General features: G+C 69.9%; 21 protein-coding genes. 18 read left to right on the top strand and 3 right to left on the bottom strand.

Translation table 11 applies throughout. The features are described from left to right. Nucleotides 1-2 precede the first annotated feature (2 nt). The 14 genes from MF672_RS12795 (at nucleotide 3) to MF672_RS12860 (ending at nucleotide 15,838) form a co-directional block, all read left to right on the top strand. Nucleotides 3-554, top strand: coding sequence for a NuoB/complex I 20 kDa subunit family protein (locus tag MF672_RS12795; RefSeq protein ID WP_242373980.1), 552 nt, complete (start codon nucleotides 3-5; stop codon nucleotides 552-554). After that, nucleotides 551-1,246, top strand: a complete 696-nt coding sequence (locus MF672_RS12800) for an NADH-quinone oxidoreductase subunit C (protein WP_407654722.1) — start codon at nucleotides 551-553, stop codon at nucleotides 1,244-1,246. The genes MF672_RS12795 and MF672_RS12800 overlap by 4 nt, the downstream gene beginning before the upstream one ends. After that, nucleotides 1,243-2,568, top strand: coding sequence for an NADH-quinone oxidoreductase subunit D (locus MF672_RS12805; protein WP_242373979.1), 1,326 nt, complete (start codon nucleotides 1,243-1,245; stop codon nucleotides 2,566-2,568). The genes MF672_RS12800 and MF672_RS12805 overlap by 4 nt, the downstream gene beginning before the upstream one ends. Next, nucleotides 2,565-3,221 (top strand): NADH-quinone oxidoreductase subunit NuoE, encoded by a 657-nt coding sequence (gene nuoE, locus MF672_RS12810; RefSeq protein WP_242373978.1) that lies wholly within the window; start codon nucleotides 2,565-2,567, stop codon nucleotides 3,219-3,221. The genes MF672_RS12805 and nuoE overlap by 4 nt, the downstream gene beginning before the upstream one ends. After that, nucleotides 3,218-4,507 carry an NADH-quinone oxidoreductase subunit NuoF gene (nuoF, locus tag MF672_RS12815; RefSeq protein WP_242373977.1) on the top strand — a complete coding sequence of 430 codons (1,290 nt, stop codon included), beginning with the start codon at nucleotides 3,218-3,220 and terminating at the stop codon, nucleotides 4,505-4,507. The genes nuoE and nuoF overlap by 4 nt, the downstream gene beginning before the upstream one ends. Continuing rightward, a complete protein-coding gene (locus MF672_RS12820; RefSeq protein ID WP_242373976.1) occupies nucleotides 4,504-6,879 on the top strand; it encodes an NADH-quinone oxidoreductase subunit G in 2,376 nt (791 codons plus the stop codon). Before nuoF ends, MF672_RS12820 begins: the two co-directional genes overlap by 4 nt. Continuing rightward, entirely contained in the window at nucleotides 6,876-8,174 is a 1,299-nt protein-coding gene (gene nuoH / locus MF672_RS12825) for an NADH-quinone oxidoreductase subunit NuoH (protein WP_242373975.1), read from the top strand. Before MF672_RS12820 ends, nuoH begins: the two co-directional genes overlap by 4 nt. Next, nucleotides 8,161-8,676: an NADH-quinone oxidoreductase subunit NuoI gene (gene nuoI, locus MF672_RS12830; RefSeq protein WP_302893200.1), complete on the top strand. Its 516-nt coding sequence runs from the start codon at nucleotides 8,161-8,163 to the stop codon at nucleotides 8,674-8,676. The genes nuoH and nuoI overlap by 14 nt, the downstream gene beginning before the upstream one ends. Continuing rightward, nucleotides 8,669-9,478, top strand: coding sequence for an NADH-quinone oxidoreductase subunit J (locus tag MF672_RS12835; RefSeq protein ID WP_242373974.1), 810 nt, complete (start codon nucleotides 8,669-8,671; stop codon nucleotides 9,476-9,478). The genes nuoI and MF672_RS12835 overlap by 8 nt, the downstream gene beginning before the upstream one ends. Further along, a complete protein-coding gene (gene nuoK / locus MF672_RS12840) occupies nucleotides 9,475-9,771 on the top strand; it encodes an NADH-quinone oxidoreductase subunit NuoK (protein WP_020542667.1) in 297 nt (98 codons plus the stop codon). The genes MF672_RS12835 and nuoK overlap by 4 nt, the downstream gene beginning before the upstream one ends. Before the next feature lie 70 nt (nucleotides 9,772-9,841). Continuing rightward, a complete protein-coding gene (gene nuoL, locus MF672_RS12845; protein ID WP_242374032.1) occupies nucleotides 9,842-11,689 on the top strand; it encodes an NADH-quinone oxidoreductase subunit L in 1,848 nt (615 codons plus the stop codon). Beyond that, nucleotides 11,689-13,248, top strand: a complete 1,560-nt coding sequence (locus MF672_RS12850; RefSeq protein WP_242373973.1) for an NADH-quinone oxidoreductase subunit M — start codon at nucleotides 11,689-11,691, stop codon at nucleotides 13,246-13,248. Before nuoL ends, MF672_RS12850 begins: the two co-directional genes overlap by 1 nt. Then, complete coding sequence (gene nuoN / locus MF672_RS12855; RefSeq protein WP_242373972.1) at nucleotides 13,245-14,837, top strand: NADH-quinone oxidoreductase subunit NuoN; 1,593 nt, start codon at nucleotides 13,245-13,247, stop codon at nucleotides 14,835-14,837. The genes MF672_RS12850 and nuoN overlap by 4 nt, the downstream gene beginning before the upstream one ends. An 11-nt stretch (nucleotides 14,838-14,848) precedes the next feature. Then, on the top strand, nucleotides 14,849-15,838 hold the full coding sequence (locus tag MF672_RS12860; protein WP_242373971.1) for a polyprenyl synthetase family protein: 990 nt from the start codon (nucleotides 14,849-14,851) through the stop codon (nucleotides 15,836-15,838). Here MF672_RS12860 and rarD read toward each other — a convergent pair. Then, complete coding sequence (gene rarD / locus MF672_RS12865; RefSeq protein WP_242373970.1) at nucleotides 15,800-16,741, bottom strand: EamA family transporter RarD; 942 nt, start codon at nucleotides 16,739-16,741, stop codon at nucleotides 15,800-15,802. The genes MF672_RS12860 and rarD overlap by 39 nt on opposite strands. Before the next feature lie 166 nt (nucleotides 16,742-16,907). Here rarD and msrA point away from each other — a divergent pair, with 166 nt between their 5' ends. From msrA to MF672_RS12885, 4 genes are all read left to right on the top strand, one after another. Beyond that, the gene (gene msrA, locus MF672_RS12870; RefSeq protein ID WP_242373969.1) at nucleotides 16,908-17,570 is read left to right on the top strand and encodes a peptide-methionine (S)-S-oxide reductase MsrA; all 663 of its coding nucleotides are present in this window, start codon (nucleotides 16,908-16,910) and stop codon (nucleotides 17,568-17,570) included. Nucleotides 17,571-17,624: 54 nt separating this feature from the next. Then, a complete protein-coding gene (locus MF672_RS12875) occupies nucleotides 17,625-17,933 on the top strand; it encodes a type II toxin-antitoxin system Phd/YefM family antitoxin (protein ID WP_242373968.1) in 309 nt (102 codons plus the stop codon). A gap of 74 nt (nucleotides 17,934-18,007) precedes the next feature. Next, complete coding sequence (locus MF672_RS12880) at nucleotides 18,008-18,562, top strand: type II toxin-antitoxin system RelE family toxin (RefSeq protein ID WP_242373967.1); 555 nt, start codon at nucleotides 18,008-18,010, stop codon at nucleotides 18,560-18,562. 190 nt (nucleotides 18,563-18,752) lie between these two features. Beyond that, a complete protein-coding gene (locus MF672_RS12885) occupies nucleotides 18,753-18,941 on the top strand; it encodes a helix-turn-helix domain-containing protein (protein ID WP_507161371.1) in 189 nt (62 codons plus the stop codon). A 57-nt stretch (nucleotides 18,942-18,998) separates the two neighbouring features. Here MF672_RS12885 and MF672_RS12890 read toward each other — a convergent pair whose 3' ends face one another. Both MF672_RS12890 and MF672_RS12895 read right to left on the bottom strand, forming a co-directional pair. Then, nucleotides 18,999-19,640, bottom strand: a complete 642-nt coding sequence (locus MF672_RS12890) for a response regulator transcription factor (protein WP_242373965.1) — start codon at nucleotides 19,638-19,640, stop codon at nucleotides 18,999-19,001. Beyond that, nucleotides 19,628-21,610: a sensor histidine kinase gene (locus MF672_RS12895; protein ID WP_242373964.1), complete on the bottom strand. Its 1,983-nt coding sequence runs from the start codon at nucleotides 21,608-21,610 to the stop codon at nucleotides 19,628-19,630. Before MF672_RS12895 ends, MF672_RS12890 begins: the two co-directional genes overlap by 13 nt. Nucleotides 21,611-21,675 lie beyond the last annotated feature (65 nt).

A 21,675-nucleotide genomic window follows, 5' to 3' on the forward strand; every position in this document is an offset into this window, starting at 1 on the left:
AAATGGGACTTGAAGAGAAACTCCCCAGCGGGTTCATCCTCAGCACCGTCGAGGCGGCGGCCGGATGGGCGCGCAAGAACTCCGTATGGCCGGCCACCTTCGGCCTCGCGTGTTGCGCCATCGAGCTGATGGCCACCGGCGGCCCCCACTACGACCTGGCGCGCTTCGGCATGGAGCGCGCTTCGGCGTCTCCCCGGCAGGCCGACCTGATGATCGTGGCCGGCCGGGTGTCGCAGAAGATGGCGCCCGTGCTGCGCCAGATCTACGACCAGATGGCCGAGCCCAAGTGGGTCATCGCGATGGGCGTGTGCGCCTCCAGCGGCGGCATGTTCAACAACTACGCGATCGTCCAGGGCGTGGACCATGTCGTGCCGGTCGACATCTACCTGCCCGGCTGCCCGCCGCGGCCCGAGATGCTGATCGACGCCATCGTCAAGCTGCACGACAAGATCCAGAACATGAAGTTCGGCGCGCACCGGGCCAAGCAGATCGACGAGCTCGAACTGCAGGCGCTGCGCACGCTGCCGGTGATCGACCAGGGGGCATCGAAGTGACCTCGCCCGACAACCTGCCCGAGGTCCCCGACGCGCAGGTGCCCGACGTCCCGAAGGCCCCCGAGCCGCCGATCGCCCGTCACGGCATGTTCGGCGCCCAGGACTCCGGCGACACCTCGGGCTACGGCGGCCTCGTGGTGCGCCGCGCGCCGCAGCTGTCCACGCCCCGCCCGTACGGGAGCTACTTCGACGAGATCGTCGACACCCTGGCGCTCGACGACGCGATCGAGCGCGTGGTCGTCGACCGCGGCGAGCTGACCCTGCACGTCAAGCGGGAGCGCCTGCCGGAGGTCGCGCGGAAGCTGCGCGACGACCCGGCGCTGCGCTTCGAGCTGTCGCTCGGCGTCAGCGGCGTGCACTACCCGCACCTCGCGGGCGAGGAGCTGCACGCGGTCTACCACCTGTGCTCGATCACCCACAACCGGCGGGTGCGGCTGGAGGTGTCCTGCCCGGACGCCGACCCGCACATTCCATCCACGGTCAGCGTCTACCCTGGTCACGACTGGCACGAGCGGGAGACGTACGACTTCTTCGGCATCGTCTTCGACGGCCACCCGGGCCTGACCCGGATCATGATGCCGGACGACTGGGACGGCCACCCGCAGCGCAAGGACTACCCGCTCGGCGGCATCCCGGTCGAGTACCGCGGCGCCACCATCCCCTCGCCGGACCGGAGGAGGTACTACTCGTGAGCACGTCTTACGACGAGGCGACCGAGGGCAAGGTCTACTCGGTCAACGGGGCCGACTGGGACCAGGTCGTCAGCGGCGTCCGCGACTCCGAGGACGAACGCCTGGTCGTCAACATGGGCCCGCAGCACCCGTCCACGCACGGCGTGCTCCGCCTGGTGCTGACGCTCGACGGCGAGACGGTGACCGAGGCGCGCGGCGTCATCGGCTACCTGCACACCGGCATCGAGAAGAACATGGAGTACCGGACGTGGACCCAGGGGACCACGTTCGTGACCCGCATGGACTACCTCTCGCCGATCTTCAACGAGACGGCGTACTGCCTGGGCGTCGAGAAGCTGCTCGGCATCACCGACCGCATCCCGGCCCGCGCGCAGGCCATCCGCGTGATGATGATGGAGCTCAACCGCATCGCCTCGCACCTGGTGGCGATGGGCACGTTCGGCATGGAGCTGGGCGCGACCACGCCGTTCCTGTTCGGGTACCGCGATCGTGAGATGATCATGGACCTGTTCGAGTACATCACCGGCCTGCGCATGAACCACGCCTACGTCCGCCCCGGCGGCGTGAGCGTCGACCTGCCGGCCGGCGCGGTCGACAAGGTCGGCGAGTTCCTGAAGGAGATGCCCAAGCGGATCAAGGACATCCGCAAGCTCCTCGACGAGAACCCCGTCTACGTGCGGCGCACCAAGGACGTGGCCTACCTCGACCTGACCGGCTGCATGGCGCTCGGCGTCACCGGCCCCATCCTGCGGGCCGCCGGCCTGCCGTGGGACCTCCGCAAGTCGCAGCCCTACTGCGGTTACGAGACCTACGAGTTCGACGTCGCCACCGAGCGCGGCTGCGACGTCTACTCGCGCTACCTCGTCCGCATGAGGGAGATGGAGGAGTCCCTCAAGATCATCGAGCAGGCCCTCGACCGGATCGCCGGCGACCTCAAGGGCCAGCCCGTCATGATCGAGGACAAGAAGATCGGCTGGCCCGCGCAGCTCGCGCTCGGCCCCGACGGGTTCGGCAACTCGCCCGACCACATCGCCCACATCATGGGCACCTCGATGGAAGCCCTCATCCACCACTTCAAGCTGGTCACCGAGGGCTTCCGGGTGCCGGCCGGGCAGGCGTACGCCAGCATCGAGTCGCCCAAGGGCGAGCTCGGCGCCCACGTGGTCAGCGACGGCGGCACCCGGCCCTACCGCGTGCACTTCCGCGAGCCGTCCTTCTGCAACCTGCAGAGCTTCCCCGCCATGGCGGAGGGCGGCCAGGTCGCCGACGTGATCGCCGCGGTCGCTTCAATCGACCCCGTCATGGGAGGTGTGGACCGGTGACCTACTCGCCGGAAATCCGCGAGCGGCTCGAACGAGACGCCAAGGAGATCATCGGCCGCTACCCGAAGACGCGGTCGGCCCTGCTGCCGCTGCTCCACCTCGTGCAGTCGGAGGACGGCTACGTCTCCGACGACGGCCAGGAGTTCTGCGCCGAAATGCTCGGCATCAGCAAGGCCGAGGTCACGGGCGTGGCCACCTTCTACACCATGTACAAGCGCAAGCCCGCCGGCGAGTACCACGTCGGCGTGTGCATCAACGCGTTGTGCGCGGTGATGGGCGGCGACCAGATCTGGGAGGAGCTCACGGAGCACGTCGGCGTGGGTCACGAGGAGACCACCGGCGACGGCAAGGTCTCCCTTGAGCGCCTGGAGTGCAACGCGGCCTGCGACTTCGCGCCCGTCATGATGGTCAACTGGGAGTTCTTCGACAACCAGACGCCCGAGTCGGCCAAGCAGCTCGTGGACGACCTGCGCGCCGGCAAGGACGTGGCGCCCACGCGCGGCCCGAAGAAGCTGTGCACCTTCAAGGAGGCCTCGCGGGTGCTCGCGGGCCTGCCCGACGAGCTGGCGGGCGAGGGCCCGTCGGCGGCCGGCCCCTCGCTGGAGGGCCTGAAGGTGGCCAAGGCCAAAGGATGGAAGGCCCCCGAGGCATGACGACCACGCTCACCCCGGTCCTGACCGCGAACTGGGACCGGCCCGACTCCTACACCCTCGACGCCTACGGCGAGTACAAGGCGGCCAAGAAGGCGCTCGGCATGGACCCCGACGCCGTCATCCAGGCCGTCAAGGACTCCGGCCTGCGCGGCCGCGGCGGCGCGGGCTTCCCCACCGGCATGAAGTGGGGCTTCATCCCGCAGGGTGACGGCAAGCCGCACTACCTCGTCGTCAACGCCGACGAGTCGGAGCCGGGCACCTGCAAGGACATCCCGCTCATGATGGCCAACCCGCACGCGCTGGTCGAGGGCGTCATCATCACCTCGTACGCGATCCGGGCCAGCCACGCCTTCATCTACGTGCGCGGCGAGGTGCTGCACGTCATCCGGCGGCTGCACGCGGCCGTGCGGGAGGCGTACGAGAAGGGCTACCTCGGCAGCGACATCTTCGGCTCCGGCTTCAACCTGGAGCTGGTGGTGCACAGCGGCGCCGGCGCGTACATCTGCGGCGAGGAGACCGCGCTGCTCGACTCGCTGGAGGGCTTCAGAGGTCAACCGCGACTCAAGCCCCCGTTCCCCGCCGTGGCGGGCCTTTACGCCTCGCCGACTGTGGTGAACAACGTCGAGTCGATCGCGAGTGTTCCCTCGATCATCGCCAACGGCGCCGACTGGTTCGCCGGCATGGGCACCGAGAAGTCCAAGGGCTTCGGCATCTTCTCGCTCAGCGGCCACGTGACCAGGCCCGGCCAGTACGAGGCCCCGCTCGGCATCACGCTGCGCGAGCTGCTCGACATGGCGGGCGGCATCCGGGCCGGGCACCAGATCAAGTTCTGGACCCCGGGCGGCTCCTCCACGCCGATCTTCACCGACGAGCACCTCGACGTGCCGCTCGACTTCGAGGCCGTCGGCGCGAAGGGCTCCATGCTCGGCACCCGGGCCCTGCAGATCTTCGACGAGACGACCTGCGTGGTCCGCACCGTGCTGCGGTGGACGGAGTTCTACGCGCACGAGTCGTGCGGCAAGTGCACGCCGTGCCGCGAGGGCACCTACTGGCTCAAGCAGGTGCTCAAGCGCCTGGAGGCCGGCCAGGGCACCGAGGACGACCTCGCCACGATCACCGACATCGCGGACAACATCCTGGGCCGCTCGTTCTGCGCCCTCGGCGACGGCGCGACCAGCCCGATCCACTCCTCGGTGAAGTACTTCCGCGAGGAGTACCTCAAGCACTTCGAGATCGGCGGCTGCCCGTTCGACCCGAAGAAGTCCACTCTCTGGGGTGAGCAGTGACCGTCGTAGAGACCGAAACGAACCTGGTGACCCTGACCATCGACGGGTTCCAGGTCAGTGTCCCCAAGGGCACTCTGATCATCAGGGCCGCCGAGCTGCTGGGCATCCAGATCCCGAGGTTCTGCGACCACCCGCTCCTCGACCCGGCGGCCAACTGCCGCCAGTGCCTGGTCGACATCCCCGACGCCGGCAACGGCCGCGGCTTCCCCAAGCCGCAGCCGTCGTGCGCGATCGAGGTCGCCGAGGGCATGGTCGTGCAGACCCAGCTCACCTCGCCGGTGGCCGAGAAGGCGCAGCGCTCGGCGATGGAGTTCCTGCTCCTGAACCACCCGCTCGACTGCCCGGTCTGCGACAAGGGCGGCGAGTGCCCCCTGCAGAACCAGGCCATGTCGAACGGCCGCGGCGAGTCCCGCTTCCAGGAGCAGAAGCGCACCTTCCCCAAGCCGCTGCCGCTGTCCACGCAGGTGCTGCTGGACCGCGAGCGCTGCGTCCAGTGCGCGCGCTGCATCCGCTTCTCCGACCAGATCGCCGGCGACCCGCTCATCGAGTTCTTCGAGCGCGGCGCCAAGGAGCAGGTGCGCACGGCCGACGGCAAGCCGTTCAACTCCTACTTCTCCGGCAACACCGTGCAGATCTGCCCGGTCGGCGCGCTCACCGGCGCGGCCTACCGGTTCCGGGCCCGCCCGTTCGACCTGGTGTCCACGCCGAGCGCGTGCGAGCACTGCGCCTCCGGGTGCAGCCTGCGCACCGACCACCGGCGCGGCCGCGTCACCCGCCGCCTGGCCGGCAACGACCCGCAGGTCAACGAGGAGTGGAACTGCGACAAGGGCCGCTGGGCGTTCACCTACGCCACGCAGCCCGACCGGCTGAAGACGCCGCTGGTCCGCAACGAGGAGGGCGTGCTCGTGCCCGCCTCGTGGCCGGAGGCGCTGGCCGTCGCCGCCGAGGGCCTGGCCAAGGCCCGCGGCAAGGCGGGCGTGCTGGTCGGCGGCCGGGTCACGGTCGAGGACTCCTACGCCTACGCCAAGTTCGCCCGGCTCGCGCTCGCCAGCAACGACGTCGACTTCCGCGCCCGGCCGCACTCGGCCGAGGAGGCGCAGTTCCTCGCGCACGCGGTGGCCGGCAAGGGCATCGAGATCAGCTACGCCGACCTGGAGAACGCCCCGCACGTGCTGCTCGTCGGGTTCGAGCCCGAGGAGGAGTCGCCGATCGTCTTCCTGCGCCTCCGCAAGGCGGCCATGAAGAAGGGCCTCAAGGTCAGCTCGATCGCCCCGTTCGCCACCCCCGGCCTGGTCAAGATGGGCGGCATGCTCGTCCGCACCGCGCCGGGCGGCGAGGCCGACGCGATCGGCGAGCTGGTCGGCCGGCTGCCCGAGGGCACGATCGTGCTGGCCGGCGAGCGCCTGGCCACCGTGCCGGGCGCGCTGTCGGCGCTGGTCCGGCTGGCCAACGCCACCGGCGCCCGGCTCGCCTGGGTCCCGCGCCGGGCCGGGGAGCGCGGCGCGGTCGAGGCCGGCGCGCTGCCCAACCTGCTGCCGATCGGCCGCCCGGTCGAGGACGAGAGCGCGCGGGCCGAGGTGGCCCGCGTCTGGAACGTCGCCTCGCTGCCCGCCACCCCGGGCCGCGACACGGCCGGCATCCTCGCCGCCGCCCGCGCCGGCGAGCTGGACGCGCTGGTCGTGGCCGGCGTCGACCCCTACGACCTGGCCGACCCGGCGGCGGCGCTCGACGCCCTCGAGCACACGCCGTTCATCGTCAGCCTGGAGATCCGCGCCAGCGCCGTCACCGACCGCGCCGACGTGGTCCTGCCCGTCGCCGCGGTGCAGGAGAAGAGCGGCACGTTCGTCAACTGGGAGGGCCGCGGCCGCTCCTTCGACGCGCCGCTCAAGGTCCCCGGCCTGCTGAGCGACCTCGCCGTGATCGCCAACCTGGCCGACCGCATGGACGTGCACCTCGGCCTGCCGGACGCCAAGGCCGTCCGCCGCGAGCTGGCCTCGCTCGGCTCCTGGCGCGGCAGCCGGGTGCCCGCGCCGCAGCTCGCCACCCGCGCCCAGGCGGCCCCCGCGGCCGGCCAGGCGCTGCTGGCGACCTGGCACCAGCTGCTCGACGAGGGCAGGCTGCAGGACGGCGAGCCGTACCTGGCGGGCACCGCCCGCCCCGCCGAAGCACTGGTCTCCGAGAGCACGGCCGCCGAGCTGGGCGTCGCGGACGGCGACAAGCTGGTGGTCGGTGGCATCGTCACCCTGCCGGTGCGCGTCGCCGACCTGCCGGACCGCGTGGTCTGGGTGCCGGCGAACTCCGGCGGCTGCTCGGTCACCCGCGACCTGCGCGCGGTGGCCGGCGACATCGTCACCATCGGGAGCGCCTCATGACCCACGTTCTCGCGGCCGATCCCACCCTCGCCGACTTCGGCAAGGACCCGCTGTGGATCACCATCATCAAGGCCGTGATGCTGTTCCTCTTCCTGATGCTGGGCATCCTGTTCGGCGTCTGGTACGAGCGCAAGCTGATCTCGCGGATGCAGCACCGCTACGGCCCCAACCGGGCCGGCAAGTTCGGCCTGCTGCAGTCCGTGGCCGACGGCCTGAAGATGGGCCTCAAGGAGGACATCTTCCCGCGGACCGTGGACAAGGTGCTCTACCTGCTGGCCCCGGTGATCATGGTGATCCCGGCGTTCCTGGCCTTCTCCATCGTGCCGTTCGCCCCCATGGTCAACCTGTTCGGCGTGCAGACGCCGCTGCAGCTCGTGGACCTGCCGGTGGCGGTGCTGTTCATGCTGGCCATGGGCGCGGTGTCGGTGTACGGCGTGGTGCTGGCCGGCTGGTCGTCGCGCTCGCCGTACGCGCTGCTCGGCGGTCTGCGCTCGGCGGCGCAGGTGGTCTCGTACGAGATCGCGATGGGCCTGTCGTTCGTGGCGGTGTTCATCTTCGCCGGGACGCTGTCCACGTCCGAGATCGTCAAGGCGCAGGCCGACACCTGGTACGCGGTGCTGCTGATCCCGTCGTTCCTGATCTACGTGGTCTGCATGTTCGGCGAGGCCGCGCGCATCCCGTTCGACCTGCCCGAGGGCGAGGGCGAGCTGGTCGGCGGCTTCCAGACCGAGTACTCCTCGTCGCTGAAGTTCGCCCTGATCATGATGGGCGAGTACCTGCACACGTTCACCGCCTCGGGCATCGCCGTGACGCTGTTCCTCGGCGGCTGGCGGGCTCCGCTGCCGGCGTCGTGGGAGTGGGCGCACACCGGGTGGATGCCGGTGCTGTGGTTCTTCATCAAGTTCGTGCTGACCTTCAGCTTCATCGTGTGGGTGCGCGCCTCGCTGCCCCGCGTGCGCTACGACCAGCTCATGTCCCTGGGCTGGAAGGTGCTCATCCCGGTCAACCTGGCCTGGATCCTGCTCGTGGCGGCCGTGCGCAACGTGGTGGTCAACGAGGACAACCGCATGATCGGCGTCGCGCTCGGCGCGGTCATCGTGGTCGGCGCGCTGGCCATCTGGATGCGGTTCGACACCGTCAACCAGCGGCGCAAGGAAGCCAGGAAGGCCGAGGCCGAGGCCGAGTTCGAGCAACTGTCCAACGAGCCCGCGGCAGGTGGCTTCCCGGTGCCGCCGCTCGATCTGCCGCACTACCACGGGGTGCAGCACAAGGAGATTCCCAGTGGGACTAACTGATTGGCTGAACCCCGTCAAGGGCTTCGGGGTCACCTTCCACACGATGTTCAAGAAGCCCGTCACGACGAACTACCCGGAGGAGAAGAAGCCGACGGCTCCGCGCTTCCACGGGCGTCACCAGCTCAACCGCTGGCCGGACGGGCTGGAGAAGTGCGTCGGTTGCGAGCTGTGCGCCTGGGCGTGCCCCGCGGACGCGATCTACGTCGAGGGCGCGGACAACACCGACGCGGAGCGCTACTCCCCGGGCGAGCGCTACGGGCGCACCTACCAGATCAACTACCTGCGGTGCATCCTGTGCGGACTCTGCATCGAGGCGTGCCCCACCCGCGCGCTCACGATGACCAACGAGTACGAGCTCGCCGACTCCAGCCGCGAGAGCCTCATCTACACCAAGGAGATGCTGCTCGCGCCGCTGACCCAGGGCATGGAGCAGCCGCCGCACCCCATGCGGCTCGGTGAGACCGAAGAGGACTACTACCGGCTGGGGCGGACCAATGGGTGAGACCATCACGTTCTGGGTGCTCGCCGTCGTGTCCGTCGGCGCCGCGCTCGGCATGGTCTTCAACCGGAAGGCCGTCTACTCCGCGCTGATGCTCGGCACGGTCATGCTCAGCCTCGCGGTCCTGTACGCCGTGCAGGACGCGCCGTTCCTGGCCGCGGTGCAGATCATCGTCTACACCGGCGCGATCATGATGCTGTTCCTGTTCGTGCTCATGCTCGTCGGCGTCGACTCCTCCGACTCCTTCGTCGAGACGCTCAGGGGCCAGCGCTTCTGGGCGGTCATCGCCGCGCTCGGGTTCGGCACGCTGGTCGTCGTGGCCGTGGGCAACGCGGTCTTCGCCCCGCAGGCCGGCCTCCAGCAGGTCACCGGCGCGGGCGGCTACATCCGCTCGATCGCGCTCGAGCTGTTCACCAAGTACGTGTTCGCCTTCGAGATCACCTCGGCGCTGCTCATCACCGCCGCGCTCGCCGCGATGGTGCTGGCGCACCGTGAGCGGCTGATCGAGAAGCCGACCCAGAAGGACCTGTCCAGGGCCCGCTTCCAGGGCGACCACCCCTCGCCGCTGCCGGGGCCGGGCACGTACGCCAGGAACAACGCCATCGACATGCCGGCCCTGCTGCCGGACGGGTCGGTGGCCGAGTCCTCCGTCAACCGCTACATCGCCCGCTACGACGTCGAGCACGACCACCTGCCCGCCGACCCGCGGCTCGCCGAGGCCATCAGGCACACGGCCGAGCACGAGGAGGCCCCCACGGAGGCCGAGCAGGACGCGACCGAGCACGGCAGTGAGGTGACCAAGTGACCACGCACTACCTCGTCCTGTCCGGTCTGCTGTTCGCGATCGGCGCCATGGGCGTGCTGATCCGGCGCAACGCGATCGTGGTGTTCATGTGCGTCGAGCTCATGCTCAACGCCTGCAACCTCGCCTTCGTCACCTTCTCCAGGCAGGTCGGCAACCTGGAAGGCCAGATCATCGCGTTCTTCGTGATGGTGGTGGCCGCGGCCGAGGTCGTCGTCGGCCTCGCCATCATCGTGACGATCTTCCGAACCCGCAGGTCCGCGTCGGTCGACGACGCCAACCTGCTGAAGTACTAAGAGGTGACTGGTGGAGTCTATCGCTCAGATCACCCAGCACACCGGCGGCGTGATCGGCAACGCCTGGCTGATGATCGCCCTCCCGCTGGTCGGGGCGTTCATCCTGCTGGTGTTCAACAAGCTGACCGACCGCTGGGGCCATCTGCTGGGCGTGGCCATGTCCCTCGCCTCGTTCGTCGTGGCGGTGCTGGCGTTCTTCGAGCTGATCGGGTTCGGGGAGGCCGAGCGCCGCCGTGCGGTGCACCTGTACGAGTTCATCCCGAACCTCAACCTCGACATGGGGCTGCTGATCGACCCGCTGTCGATCAGCTTCGCGCTGCTGATCACCGGCGTGGGCTCGCTGATCCACATCTACTCGATCGGCTACATGGCCCACGACGAGCACCGCCGCAGGTTCTTCGCCTACCTGAACCTGTTCGTCGCGGCGATGCTCCTGCTGGTGCTCGCCGACAACTACGTCGGGCTGTTCATCGGCTGGGAGGGCGTGGGTCTCGCGTCCTACCTGCTCATCGGCTTCTGGCAGTTCAAGCCGTCGGCGGCGGTCGCGGCCAAGAAGGCGTTCGTCGTCAACCGCGTCGGCGACTTCGGCCTGCTGGTCGGCATGTTCGTCATCTGGACCTCGTTCGGCTCGCTCGCCTTCAAGGACCTCGCCGAGAAGACCTCCGGCGTCGAGAACGGCACCACGCTGGCCATCGGCCTGCTGCTGCTGCTCGGCGCGTGCGGCAAGTCCGCGCAGCTCCCGCTGCAGTCCTGGCTCCTCGACGCCATGGAGGGCCCGACCCCGGTCTCGGCCCTCATCCACGCCGCGACCATGGTCACCGCCGGCGTCTACCTGGTGGTCCGGTCCGGGGCGTTCTTCTTCCACGAGGGCTCGGGCGCGGCGCTCGCCGTCGCGATCGTCGGCGCGGCCACGCTGCTCGCCGGTGCGATCATCGGTTGCGCGAAGGACGACATCAAGAAGGGCCTGGCGGGCTCGACGATGTCGCAGATCGGCTACATGATGCTCGGCGCGGGCCTCGGGCCTGCGGGGTACGCGTTCGCGATCGGTCACCTGATCACGCACGGCTTCTTCAAGGCCGACATGTTCCTCGGGGCCGGCTCGGTCATGCACGGCATGAACGACGAAGTCAACATGCGCAAGTACGGCGGGCTCCGTAAGTTCATGCCGATCACGTTCATCACGTTCTTCATCGGCTACCTGGCGATCATCGGCTTCCCGCTGCTGTCCGGCTACTTCACCAAGGACGGCATCATCGAGACCGCCGTCGAGCACAACCAGGTGCTCGGCTGGCTGGCGGTGCTCGGCGCCGGCATCACCGGCTTCTACATGTCGCGGATGGTCTTCATGACCTTCTTCGGCGAGAAGCGGTGGGCCGAGGACGCGCACCCGCACGAGTCGCCCGCCGTCATGACGGTGCCGCTGATCATCCTGTCGATCGGCTCGATCTTCCTGGGCGGCTACCTCATCCTGAGCAACACGCTCATGAAGTTCCTCGGCCCGGCCGTGGGGCTGCCCGAGGAACTGCCGTCGTTCCACTTCGCCAGCGTCCCGGGCCTCGCGACGCTCGCGCTGGTCGCAGTGGGGGCGGGCTTCGCCTGGATGCGGTACGGGCGGGTCGAGGTGCCGTCGGTGCAGCCGCGCGGCTCGTTCCTCACCACGTTCGCCCGCCGTGACCTCTACGGCGACGCGCTCAACGAGTCGTTGTTCATGCGTCCCGGCCAGTGGCTGACCCGCATCGCGGTGTTCTTCGACAACCGCGGCATCGACGGCCTGGTCAACGGGCTGGCCGCGGGCATCGGCGGCAGCTCCGGACGCCTCAGGCGGATCCAGACGGGCTTCGCCAGAACGTACGCGTTGTCCATCTTCATCGGTGCCGCCCTGCTGACCGGCGCCCTGCTCCTCGTTGGGACCATCTGATGTCACCCTGGCTTCCGATACTCATGGCGGTGCCCGTGGTGGGCGCCATCGTGGTGGCCCTGCTCCCCAAGGGCAGCGACAAGCTGGCCAAGCAGGTCACGCTGCTGGTCTCGCTGGTGGTCCTGGTGCTCACGGGCGTCGTGGCGGCCGGGTTCAAGCCCGGCGGCGAGCGCTTCCAGTTCCGCGCCGAGTACGACTGGATCCCGAGCTTCGGCGTGAAGTTCGGGGTCGGCGTGGACGGCGTGGCGCTGGTGCTCATCGCGCTGTCGGCGGTGCTGGTGCCGATCGTGGTGCTGGCCTCCTGGCACGACGCCGACGGCGTGAAGACCGCCGACGGCACCCTGATCACGCCCAAGCGGTCGGTGAAGACGTACTTCTCGCTGCTGCTGGTGCTGGAGACGATGATGATCGGCGTCTTCGCGGCGACCGACATCTTCCTCTTCTACGTGTTCTTCGAGGCCATGCTCATCCCGATGTACTTCATGATCGGGTCGTACGGCGGGGCGCAGCGGTCGTACGCGGCCGTGAAGTTCCTGCTGTACTCGCTCTTCGGCGGCCTGCTCATGCTGGTCGCGGTCATCGGGCTGTACTTCGTGGCCGGCAAGTCCACGTTCATGTTCCCGCAGCTCGTCGGGGCCATCCAGGACCCGACGATGCAGAAGTGGCTGTTCGGCGGCTTCTTCATCGCCTTCGCCATCAAGGCGCCGCTGTGGCCGGTGCACACCTGGCTGCCCGACGCGGCCGCCCAGGCCCCGGCCGGCGCCGCGGTGCTGCTGGTCGGCGTGCTGGACAAGGTCGGCACGTTCGGCATGCTGCGCTTCTGCCTGGAGCTGTTCCCCGACGCGGCCAAGGCGTTCACGATGCCGATCGTCGTGCTGGCGGTCATCAGCATCATCTACGGCGCGATCGTCGCCATCGGGCAGACCGACATGAAGCGCCTCATCGCGTACACGTCGATCTCGCACTTCGGCTTCATCGTGCTCGGCGTGTTCGCGATGTCGTCCACCGCGTCCTCGGGCGCGGCGCTCTACATGGTCAACCACGGCTTCGCGACCGGCGCGCTGTTCCTCGCCGCGGGCTTCCTCATCGCGCGGCGCGGCTCGCCGTTCATCGGCGACTACGGCGGCGTGCAGAGCGTCGCCCCGGTGCTGGCCGGCTTCTTCCTGGTCGCCGGTCTGGCCGGGCTCTCGCTGCCGGGCCTGTCGTCGTTCGTCAGCGAGTTCATGGTCATGATCGGCACGTACCAGAGCGAGGCGCACGGCTCCGGCGCACTGACCGTCGCCGCGGTGATCTCGGCGCTGGCCGTCATCCTCGCCGCCGTCTACATCCTGTGGATGGTCCAGCGGACGCTGAACGGGCCGACGGCCGAGCCGGTCAAGGCCTTCAAGGACCTCAACGCCCGCGAGATCTGGGTCCTGGCCCCGCTCGTCGCGCTGATCATCGGGTTCGGCTTCTTCCCGAAGCCGCTGCTCGACGTGATCAACCCGTCCGTGCACCAGACGCTGACCAACGTGAAGGTGCCGGTCTCCACCATCGCTGAGAAGGGGACAGGTCAGTGAACCCCGCCATTAACGCGCCGACGATCGAGTACGGCACGCTGGCGCCGCTGCTGGTGGTGTTCGGCGCTGCCTGCATCGGCGTGCTCGTCGAGGCGTTCGCGCCTCGCTACCTGCGCAAGTCCATCCACGTGCCGCTCACCCTGCTGAGCCTGGCCGGCGCGTTCGCGCTGGTGCTGGTGCAGGTGCTGCGCGGCAAGGTGCCGACCGCCCCGTCCGCCATGGGCGCGGTGGCCGTGGACGGTCCTTCGCTGTTCATCTGGGGCGTCATCCTCATCCTGTCGTTCGTGTGCGTGCTGCTCATCAACGACGAGGGCCACTTCGTCGCCTCGGCCGCGGCCGTGCCGGGCAGCTCCGACGAGGAGGAGGCCGAGGCCGCCGACAACGGCTCCGGCCACACCGAGGTCTACCCGCTGGTGCTGTTCGCGGTGGGCGGCATGCTGCTGTTCCCGGCCGCGCACGACCTGCTGATGATGTTCGTGGCCCTGGAGGTCATGTCGCTGCCGCTGTACCTGCTGTGCGGCCTGGCCCGTCGCCGCCGCCTGCTGTCGCAGGAGGCGTCGATGAAGTACTTCCTGCTCGGCGCGTTCTCCTCGGCGTTCTTCCTGTACGGCACCGCCATGGTCTACGGGTTCGCGGGCACCGTCTCGCTGCCCGGCATCAACCAGGCCCTGGCGGCCGGCTCCGGGCTCGACCCGCTGCTGATGATCGGTCTGGCGCTGCTCGGCGTCGGCCTGATGTTCAAGATCGGCGCGGCGCCGTTCCAGGCGTGGAAGCCGGACGTCTACCAGGGCGCCCCGACCCCGATCACCGCCCTGATGGCCTCCGGCACGCTGATCGCGGCCGTGGGCGCGGTGCTGCGGGTGTTCTGGGTGGGTCTCGGCAACCTCGACTGGAACTGGCGTCCGGTGATCTGGGTCGTGGCGGCGCTCACCATGATCGTCGGCTCGGTGCTGGCGATCACGCAGACCGAGATCAAGCGGATGCTGGCGTACTCGTCGATCGCGCACGCGGGCTTCCTGCTCGTCGGCGTGATGGCCACGTTCGGCACCGCCCAGCAGAACGCTGTCTCCCTCAAGGCGATCCTGTTCTACCTGGCGGTCTACGGCGTCACCACGGTCGGCGCGTTCGCGATCGTCACGCTCGTCCGCGACCCGGGCGGCGAGGCCGGTCACCTGTCGCGCTGGGCCGGGCTCGGCAAGCGGTCCCCGCTGCTCGCCGGCACGTTCGCCTTCTTCCTGCTCGCCTTCGCCGGCATCCCGCTGACCAGCGGCTTCTTCGGCAAGTACGCCGTCTTCGCGGCCGCCCTGGACAGCGGCACGCAGGCCGGCGACTCCATGGGCGGCTGGATGGCGGGCCTGGTCGTGGTGGGCGTGATCGCCTCCGCGGTGGCCGCGTTCTTCTACGTCCGCGTCATCGTGCTGATGTTCTTCAGCGAGCCCGCGGCGGACGGTCCGGCGATCGCCGTCCCCAGTATGGGGACCGTGGCCGTCATCGCCGTTTCGCTGCTGGTTACCGTAGGAGTGGGGCTCTACCCGGAGTCCGTGCTCGGTATCGCCAACGACGCTGCTAGCAGCCTGTTCATTAGATAAGGGGAATCTCTATGTCTGCGCCTCCCGTGGTTGACCTTCCCATTGAGGACGAGCGGTTGGCGCAGGACGTGGCCAACGGTCTGGCCGCGGTCGAGAAACTCCTGCGCTCGTCGGTGGAGAGCGAGGACGCCTTCGTCACGGAGGCGTCCAAGCACCTCATCGAGGCGGGCGGCAAGCGGTTCCGTACGCTGATGGTGCTGCTGGCCGCGCAGTTCGGCGACCCGTCCGCGCCGGGCGTGGTGCCCGGCGCGGTCGTGATCGAGCTGACCCACCTCGGCTCGCTCTACCACGACGACGTCATGGACGAGGCCCCGGTGCGCCGGGGCTCGCCGTCGGCCAACGCCCGGTGGGACAACACCGTGGCGATCCTCACCGGCGACTACCTGTTCGCCCAGGCCAGCGACCTGCTCGCGGACCTCGGCCCCGAGCTGATCCGCATCCAGGCGCAGACCTTCTCCCGCCTGGTCCAGGGGCAGATCCGCGAGACCGTCGGCCCGCGCGCCGGCGAGGACCCGGTCGCGCACTACCTCAACGTCCTGGCCGACAAGACCGGCTCGCTGATCGCCGCCTCCGGCCGTTTCGGCGCGCTGCTGTCCGGCGCTCCCGCGGACGTGGAGGAGCGGCTGAGCCGGGCCTGCGAGGCGATCGGCGTGGCCTGGCAGCTCGGCGACGACCTGCTGGACGTGGCCTCCTCCGGCGCCGAGTCCGGCAAGACGCCGGGCACCGACCTGCGCGAGGGCGTCAAGACCCTGCCGGTCCTGTACGCGCTGGCGGCCGGCGACTCCCCGCGCCTGACCGAGCTGCTGTCCGGACCGGTCGCCGAGGACGACGTCGCCGAAGCCCTCGACCTGCTGCGCGCCCACTCCGGCATGGACCAGGCGCGGGCCGAGCTGGAGGCGTGGGTCGACCGGGCCCGGGCCGACATCTCCGGCCTCCCGGACATCCCCGCCCGGGACGCGTTCCTAGCCCTGTGCGACTACGTGGTCCGGCGCTCCGGCTGAGCGCGCCGTCTCCCGCCTGACCCGGGCGGCCTGGCGGGCCGTCCGGAGGCTGTCGTAGGTGAAGATCGCCAGGGCCAGCCACACGACCGAGAACCCGATCCACCGGCTGGACGGCATGACCTCCCTGGCGATCAGCACCCCGCAGGCCATCTGCAGGACCGGCGCGATGTACTGCAGCAGGCCCATCGTGCTGAGCGGCACCCGGATGGCGGCCGCGCCGAAGCAGAGCAGCGGCAGCGCCGTGATGATCCCGGCCCCGACCAGCAGCGCCGCGTGCCCGGCCCCCTGCCGCGCGAACGTGCCGTCCCCGCCCGCGTGCAGGAACACCAGGTAGCCGAGCGCCGGGAGCAGCAGCACCAGCGTCTCGACCGTCAGGCTCTCGGTCGCCTCGACGTTCGCCTTCTTCTTCACCAGCCCGTAGATCCCGAAACTGAACGCCAGCGTCAGCGCGATCCACGGCAGCCGCCCGTAGTCGAACGTCAGCACCAGCACCGCCAGCGCCCCGAACCCGACCGCCGCCCACTGCAGCGGCCGCAGCCGCTCGCGCAGCAGCACCACGCCGAACAACACGCTGACGAGCGGGTTGATGAAGTAGCCGAGCGCGCTCTCCACGACGTGGCCGCTGTTGACCGCGTAGATGTAGGTGCCCCAGTTGATGGTGACGGTGATGGCGGCGAGCGTCAGGAGCGCCAGCTTGCGCGGCTGCCGGCCCAGCTCCTTGACCCAGGACCAGTGGCGGCGCACCGCGAGCACCGCGACGACCGCCACCAGCGACCACACCATGCGGTGGGCGAGGATCTCGACGGCTCCGGAGGGCTTGAGGAGAGGCCAGTAGAGGGGGAACAGGCCCCACATGGTGTAGGCGGCGATCCCGAACAGCACACCGCGCCGAGAGTCAGGCATGTAACCCATCCTGGCTGATTACCACCCTTTACCACAAATTCCGTCCACTAAGTGGAAATGTGTAGCTGACCTAAAGCGTTGGGCGGAGTGAAGCCCGCCGACCCCTCCCGCGAGGGCGTGGGTAGGCTGACAGGAGGAGCGCGAGCGCACCTATGGAGGTAGTGCGATGGGCTGGCTTTTCGGCGGCAACAAGACATCGATGGTCCGGCCGGAGGACGCCCTGCCGGGCCGCGCGGAGCAGATGCCCGTGGCGCCGCGCCACGCGGTGCTGGACGCTCCGCTGGCCCCGCCGTACCCGGAGGGGCTGGAGGTGGCCGACTTCGGGCTCGGCTGCTTCTGGGGCGCCGAGCGCAAGTTCTGGCAGACCCCGGGGGTCGTCACCACGGCCGTCGGCTACCAGGGCGGCTACACGCCCAACCCGACGTACGAGGAGGTCTGCTCGGGCCGCACCGGCCACACCGAGGCCGTCCGCGTCGTCTACGACCCCGCCCGGATCTCCTACGAGGAGCTCCTCAAGGTCTTCTGGGAGGCCCACGACCCGACCCAGGGCATGCGCCAGGGCAACGACGTCGGCACCCAGTACCGCTCCGCGATCTACTACCACTCGCCCGAGCAGCGCAAGGCGGCGGAGGCTTCGCGGGACGCGTACCAGAAGGTCCTGAAGGCGGCCGGCTACGGCGACATCACCACCGAGATCGCCGAGGCGGGTCCGTTCTACTACGCGGAGGACTATCACCAGCAATATTTGTACAAAGTGCCCAACGGGTACTGCGGCATCGGCGGTACGGGTGTCGCCTGCCCGGTGGGCCTGACGTCCGGCGAGGCGTGAGCCGAACGCGGGCCAAGCGTCGCGCTTCTGTGCAGATAGATATACAGTTCATGTATGACTGTTCTGCACGACGCTACTGAGCTGAGCGTGACGGAGGCGGCCCAGCGAGGGGTTGCCCGCCTAGTGGCTGATGCGGAGCAGGGGACCGATCTGGTGGTCACCCGTCGGCGTCAGCCAGTGGCGGCCGTGGTGAGTATGCGCCGGGTCAACGAGCTGGAGGAGGCGGCGGCTGATCTGCGTGATCTGGCGCTGGTGCTCGCCCGGTCGGTTACGGACACGGGGGAGCGGGTCTCGCTCGATGAGGTGCTTGCCGCTTTCGGGCATACTCGCGAGTCGCTGTCCGCCATCCCGGACGATGAGTGAATCGTGTCCGACGTCGCCTTCACGGCGCCGGCGGTCGACGACCTTCGACGATCGGCCCAGACGCGGTACCCAAGGTGCTCAAGAAGATTCTTCTCCTGCTGGACAACCCTGAAGCTGGTTATCCGCTCGGCGGGGAACTGACCGGTTTCCGGAAGCTGGTGGTCGGTCGCAACACCTGGCGTGTCGTCTACCGCATCACCGAGGACAAGTCGGTGGAGATCTGCGAGGTGTGGGCTGTCGGTGAACGTGCCGACGCCGAAGTGTACGAGGAGGCGGCGGCGAGGGTCCGGGAGGCGGGTGCAGGCCGGCCCGAGATCATCCAGCTCGGCCAGGTGATCGAACGCCTCGGCGCACTGACCGATCACATCCGGGTGGAGAAAGCATCTCCCAGGGAACCCGTTCCAGATTGGCTCGCGGACCGCTTGATCTACACGGTCGGGATGGCGCGTGAGGATGTTGCCGCTCTTGACCTTGAAGAGGCGGTCGACACGTGGGCTGAGTACCGGTCCAAGCAGCCCAAGCGAGTTCAACCTGGGAATATCGACGCCGAGGTGGCCGGACGCCGTGCGCCGGATCAAGGACTACCTGACGCGGTATCCCGAGCAGTCCACCGTCCGGGTGGCCGGTGAGCACCGGCGAATTAGGTATGAGGACCTCCAGGAGTACAAGCGTCGCGATGACGCCAAGCACCGGAGGAGTCGTGATGAGGGAGCGCACCGATTGGAGTGAGCTCCGGGACCGACGGCTGTCGGAGCCCGGGCCGCCGAGGCTTATGACGCTACTCGTCTTGCCTGCGAACTCGTTCGCGCGGTATGGCGGATGCGGGAATCCCGCGGGTGGAGCCAGAGCGAGCCGGCCCGCGCTGCCGGGATGACGCAGTCGGCGGTCGCTCGTTTCGAGGCGGGAGGGACCGTCCCGACATTGCCTGTTCTCGAGCGTCTGGCCAGGGCCCTCGAGGCCGATCTGGAAGTACGCCTCAACCCACGTGCGTCTGCGGGCTCAGTTTGATCTGATCTGCGCGCGGGCGTAGCGGGACGGGTCTGGTGGGCGGCGCCGGGGGCCGGGTCAGGGGCGGTTGAGGTAGAGGAGGACGGCCTGGACGCGGCGGTGGTCCTCGTCGGAGGTGGTGAGGCCGAGTTTGGCGAGGATGGAGCTGACGTGGGTCTCCACCGTGCGGTCGGTCAGCCAGAGGCGGCGGGCGATGCCGACGTTGGTGCGGCCCTCCGCCATCAGGGCCAGCACCTCGCGTTCCCTGGCGCTCAGCGCGGCCAGCGGGTCGGGGGCGCGGCGGGTGTCGATGAGGCGGGAGACGACCTCCGGGTCGAGGGCGGAGCCGCCGGCGGCCACGCGTTGCAGCGCGTCGAAGAAGTCGTCCACGTCGAAGACTCGGTCCTTCAGCATGTAGCCGAACCGGCCCCGGGACACCAGGTCGACCGAGTGCCGGGTCTCGACGTGCTGGGAGAGCAGGACGATGCCGAGCGACGGGTGGGCGTCCCGGATGCGGCGGGCGGCGCGGGCGCCGTCGTCGGTGAGGTCGGGCGGCATGCGGATGTCGATGATGACCAGGTCCGGGTCGGCGGCGGCGACGGCGGCGACCAGGCCGGGGGCGTCCTGGGCCTTGGCCACCACCTCGTGCCCGGCGTCGGCGAGCAGGCGGGCCAGGCCCTCCCGGAACAGGGCGGAGTCCTCGCCGATCACGATGCGCACGGCAGCTCCGCCTCCACCAGGGTGCCCCCGCCCGCCGGGCTGCGCAGGCGTAACGCGCCGCCGGCCGCCTGCACGCGGTCGGCGAGGCCGGCGAGGCCGGTTCCGGGGCGGATCTCGGCGCCGCCCGGCCCGTCGTCGCTGACCCGTACGGTGACCCGGTCGCCGGCGCGGGCGACGCGCACCCCGATCGAGGCCGGTCCGGCGTGCTTGACGGCGTTGGTCATGGCCTCGCTCGCGACGTAGTAGGCGGTCATCGCCACGTCCTCGGGAAGGTCGTCGGCGGCGACGTCGAGCGTGACCGGCACCGGCACCTTGCGGGCCAGCATGACCAGCGCGTTGCCGAGCCCGTCGTCGAGGCTGCTGGGACGCAGGCCGTGCGCGATCTGGCGCAGCTCGGTGACCGCGGCGGCCAGCTCCGCCACGCACCGGTCGAGCAGGTCGCCGACGTCGACGGTGCCGTCGTGCAGGTGGCGCTGGGCGAGCCGGATCGCCATGCCGAGGGAGACCAGGCGCTGCTGGGCGCCGTCGTGCAGGTCGCGTTCGAGCCGCCGCCGCTCCTCGTAGCCGGCGTGCAGCAGCCGGGCGCGGCTGGCCTCGGTCTCGTCCAGGGCCCGGCTGACCTCGATGCGCAGCCGGACGACCTCGATGAGCAGCGCGCCGGCGTCGGCGGCCTCGCGCAGCAGCTCGCGGGTGCCGGTGGAGCCGCGCACGACGGCGCCGATGGTGTGGCCGCCGAGCCGTACGGGCGCGACGTGCGCGTCGCCGGGCTCGACCGGCGCGCCGCCCGCGTCGACCAGCCGGGACGTGCCGGGCAGCAGGTAGCCGACCCGCAGCGCCGGGTCCCGGAGCGCGGCGCGCAGGGTGGCCTCCAGCTCCTCGGGCTGCGCCAGACCGGCGTGCGTACGGTCGCGCAGCTCCGCGATGGCGGTCAGCACCGCCTGCCGCTGCGGGTAGAGGCGGCGGTCGACCTGGCGTTGCAGCCGCACACGGAGGGGGGACAGCGCGGCGGCGCAGATGGCCGTGCCCGCGGCCGCGGCGACCGGCGAGCCGCGGCCGGCGCCGAGCCCCACCAGGAACGAGGCGGCCGTGTAGAAGCCGAGCAGGATCGCCGTCACCAGGCCGTAGGTGACGGTGGCGCTGATCGCCCGGTCGATGTCGTAGAGGTCGTGCCGCAGCACCGCGATCGTGGTCGCCACCGGGATCGCGAGGGCGGTCACCGCCAGGCCGGCGAGCGCGAGGTCCGGCCCGCCGATGAACAGGTAGCTCGCCCAGCAGAGCAGCAGCGTCAGCGGCAGCGCGGCGGCGCCGAGCGCGAACCATTTGAGCTGCGCCCGCCGCACCTCCTCGCGGGTCCGCCGGTAGCGCAGCACCACCGCGGCGGCGGAGGCGACCAGCAGGCCGAGGAAGACCGGCAGCAGCGACAGCCCCGCCACCATCAGCGCCGGCCGGTACGCCTCAGGGAGCTGGAACAGGTGCGGCAGCGACGCGAACGGCTGCCGGTACGGACTGGGATCGAGCGCCCCGAACAGGATGAACACCGCAGGCACCACCAGCAGCCCGGCGACCACCCACCGCCATCGCCGGCCCGGCAGCCGCCCGTCGGGGAAGACCAGCATGAGCAGCGCGGCGGGCACGTACAGGAACATCCAGTCGCCCTGGGACAGGGCCACGTACAGCTCGGCGAGCGGCAGGCCGGGACGGCGGGCGATGGCCGCGAAGTACAGGTCGCCGGCCGTGACCCACACCGCCGTCGCGCCGACCAGCATGAGCAGCGGCCCGACCGCGCTGCCCGGCCGCCGGACGGCGACCACCATGCCGAGCACCACGGAGGGCAGCGCCAAGGTCGCGCCGGCCGCGAACTCGGTCGTGGCGCCCGCGTCCCCGGCGATCACGGCCAGCACCACCCCGGCGGCGGCGAGGACGCCGATCAGGGGCGCCAGGACGAACGCGAACAGACGCGGGATGGCCACGCCTCCACGGTAGGACCCGGGCGCTCCCGGATGAATACGTGCCAGCACGGAGCCGGTGAACACGT

The organism is Actinomadura luzonensis, assembly GCF_022664455.2.
GTDB lineage: Bacteria > Actinomycetota > Actinomycetes > Streptosporangiales > Streptosporangiaceae > Nonomuraea > Nonomuraea luzonensis.

Bases quoted from the DNA above. Each gene is read 5' to 3' on its own strand.
- MF672_RS12835 (WP_242373974.1), top strand. From the start codon at position 8,669: ATGGGTGAGACCATCACGTTCTGGGTGCTCGCCGTCGTGTCCGTCGGC.
- MF672_RS12885 (WP_507161371.1), top strand. From the start codon at position 18,753: ATGCGGGAATCCCGCGGGTGGAGCCAGAGCGAGCCGGCCCGCGCTGCC.
- MF672_RS12860 (WP_242373971.1), top strand. From the start codon at position 14,849: ATGTCTGCGCCTCCCGTGGTTGACCTTCCCATTGAGGACGAGCGGTTG.
- nuoF (WP_242373977.1), top strand. From the start codon at position 3,218: ATGACGACCACGCTCACCCCGGTCCTGACCGCGAACTGGGACCGGCCC.
- nuoL (WP_242374032.1), top strand. From the start codon at position 9,842: ATGATCGCCCTCCCGCTGGTCGGGGCGTTCATCCTGCTGGTGTTCAAC.
- MF672_RS12795 (WP_242373980.1), top strand. From the start codon at position 3: ATGGGACTTGAAGAGAAACTCCCCAGCGGGTTCATCCTCAGCACCGTC.
- nuoH (WP_242373975.1), top strand. From the start codon at position 6,876: ATGACCCACGTTCTCGCGGCCGATCCCACCCTCGCCGACTTCGGCAAG.
- MF672_RS12875 (WP_242373968.1), top strand. From the start codon at position 17,625: ATGACTGTTCTGCACGACGCTACTGAGCTGAGCGTGACGGAGGCGGCC.
- msrA (WP_242373969.1), top strand. From the start codon at position 16,908: ATGGGCTGGCTTTTCGGCGGCAACAAGACATCGATGGTCCGGCCGGAG.
- rarD (WP_242373970.1), bottom strand. From the start codon at position 16,741: ATGCCTGACTCTCGGCGCGGTGTGCTGTTCGGGATCGCCGCCTACACC.
- MF672_RS12850 (WP_242373973.1), top strand. From the start codon at position 11,689: ATGTCACCCTGGCTTCCGATACTCATGGCGGTGCCCGTGGTGGGCGCC.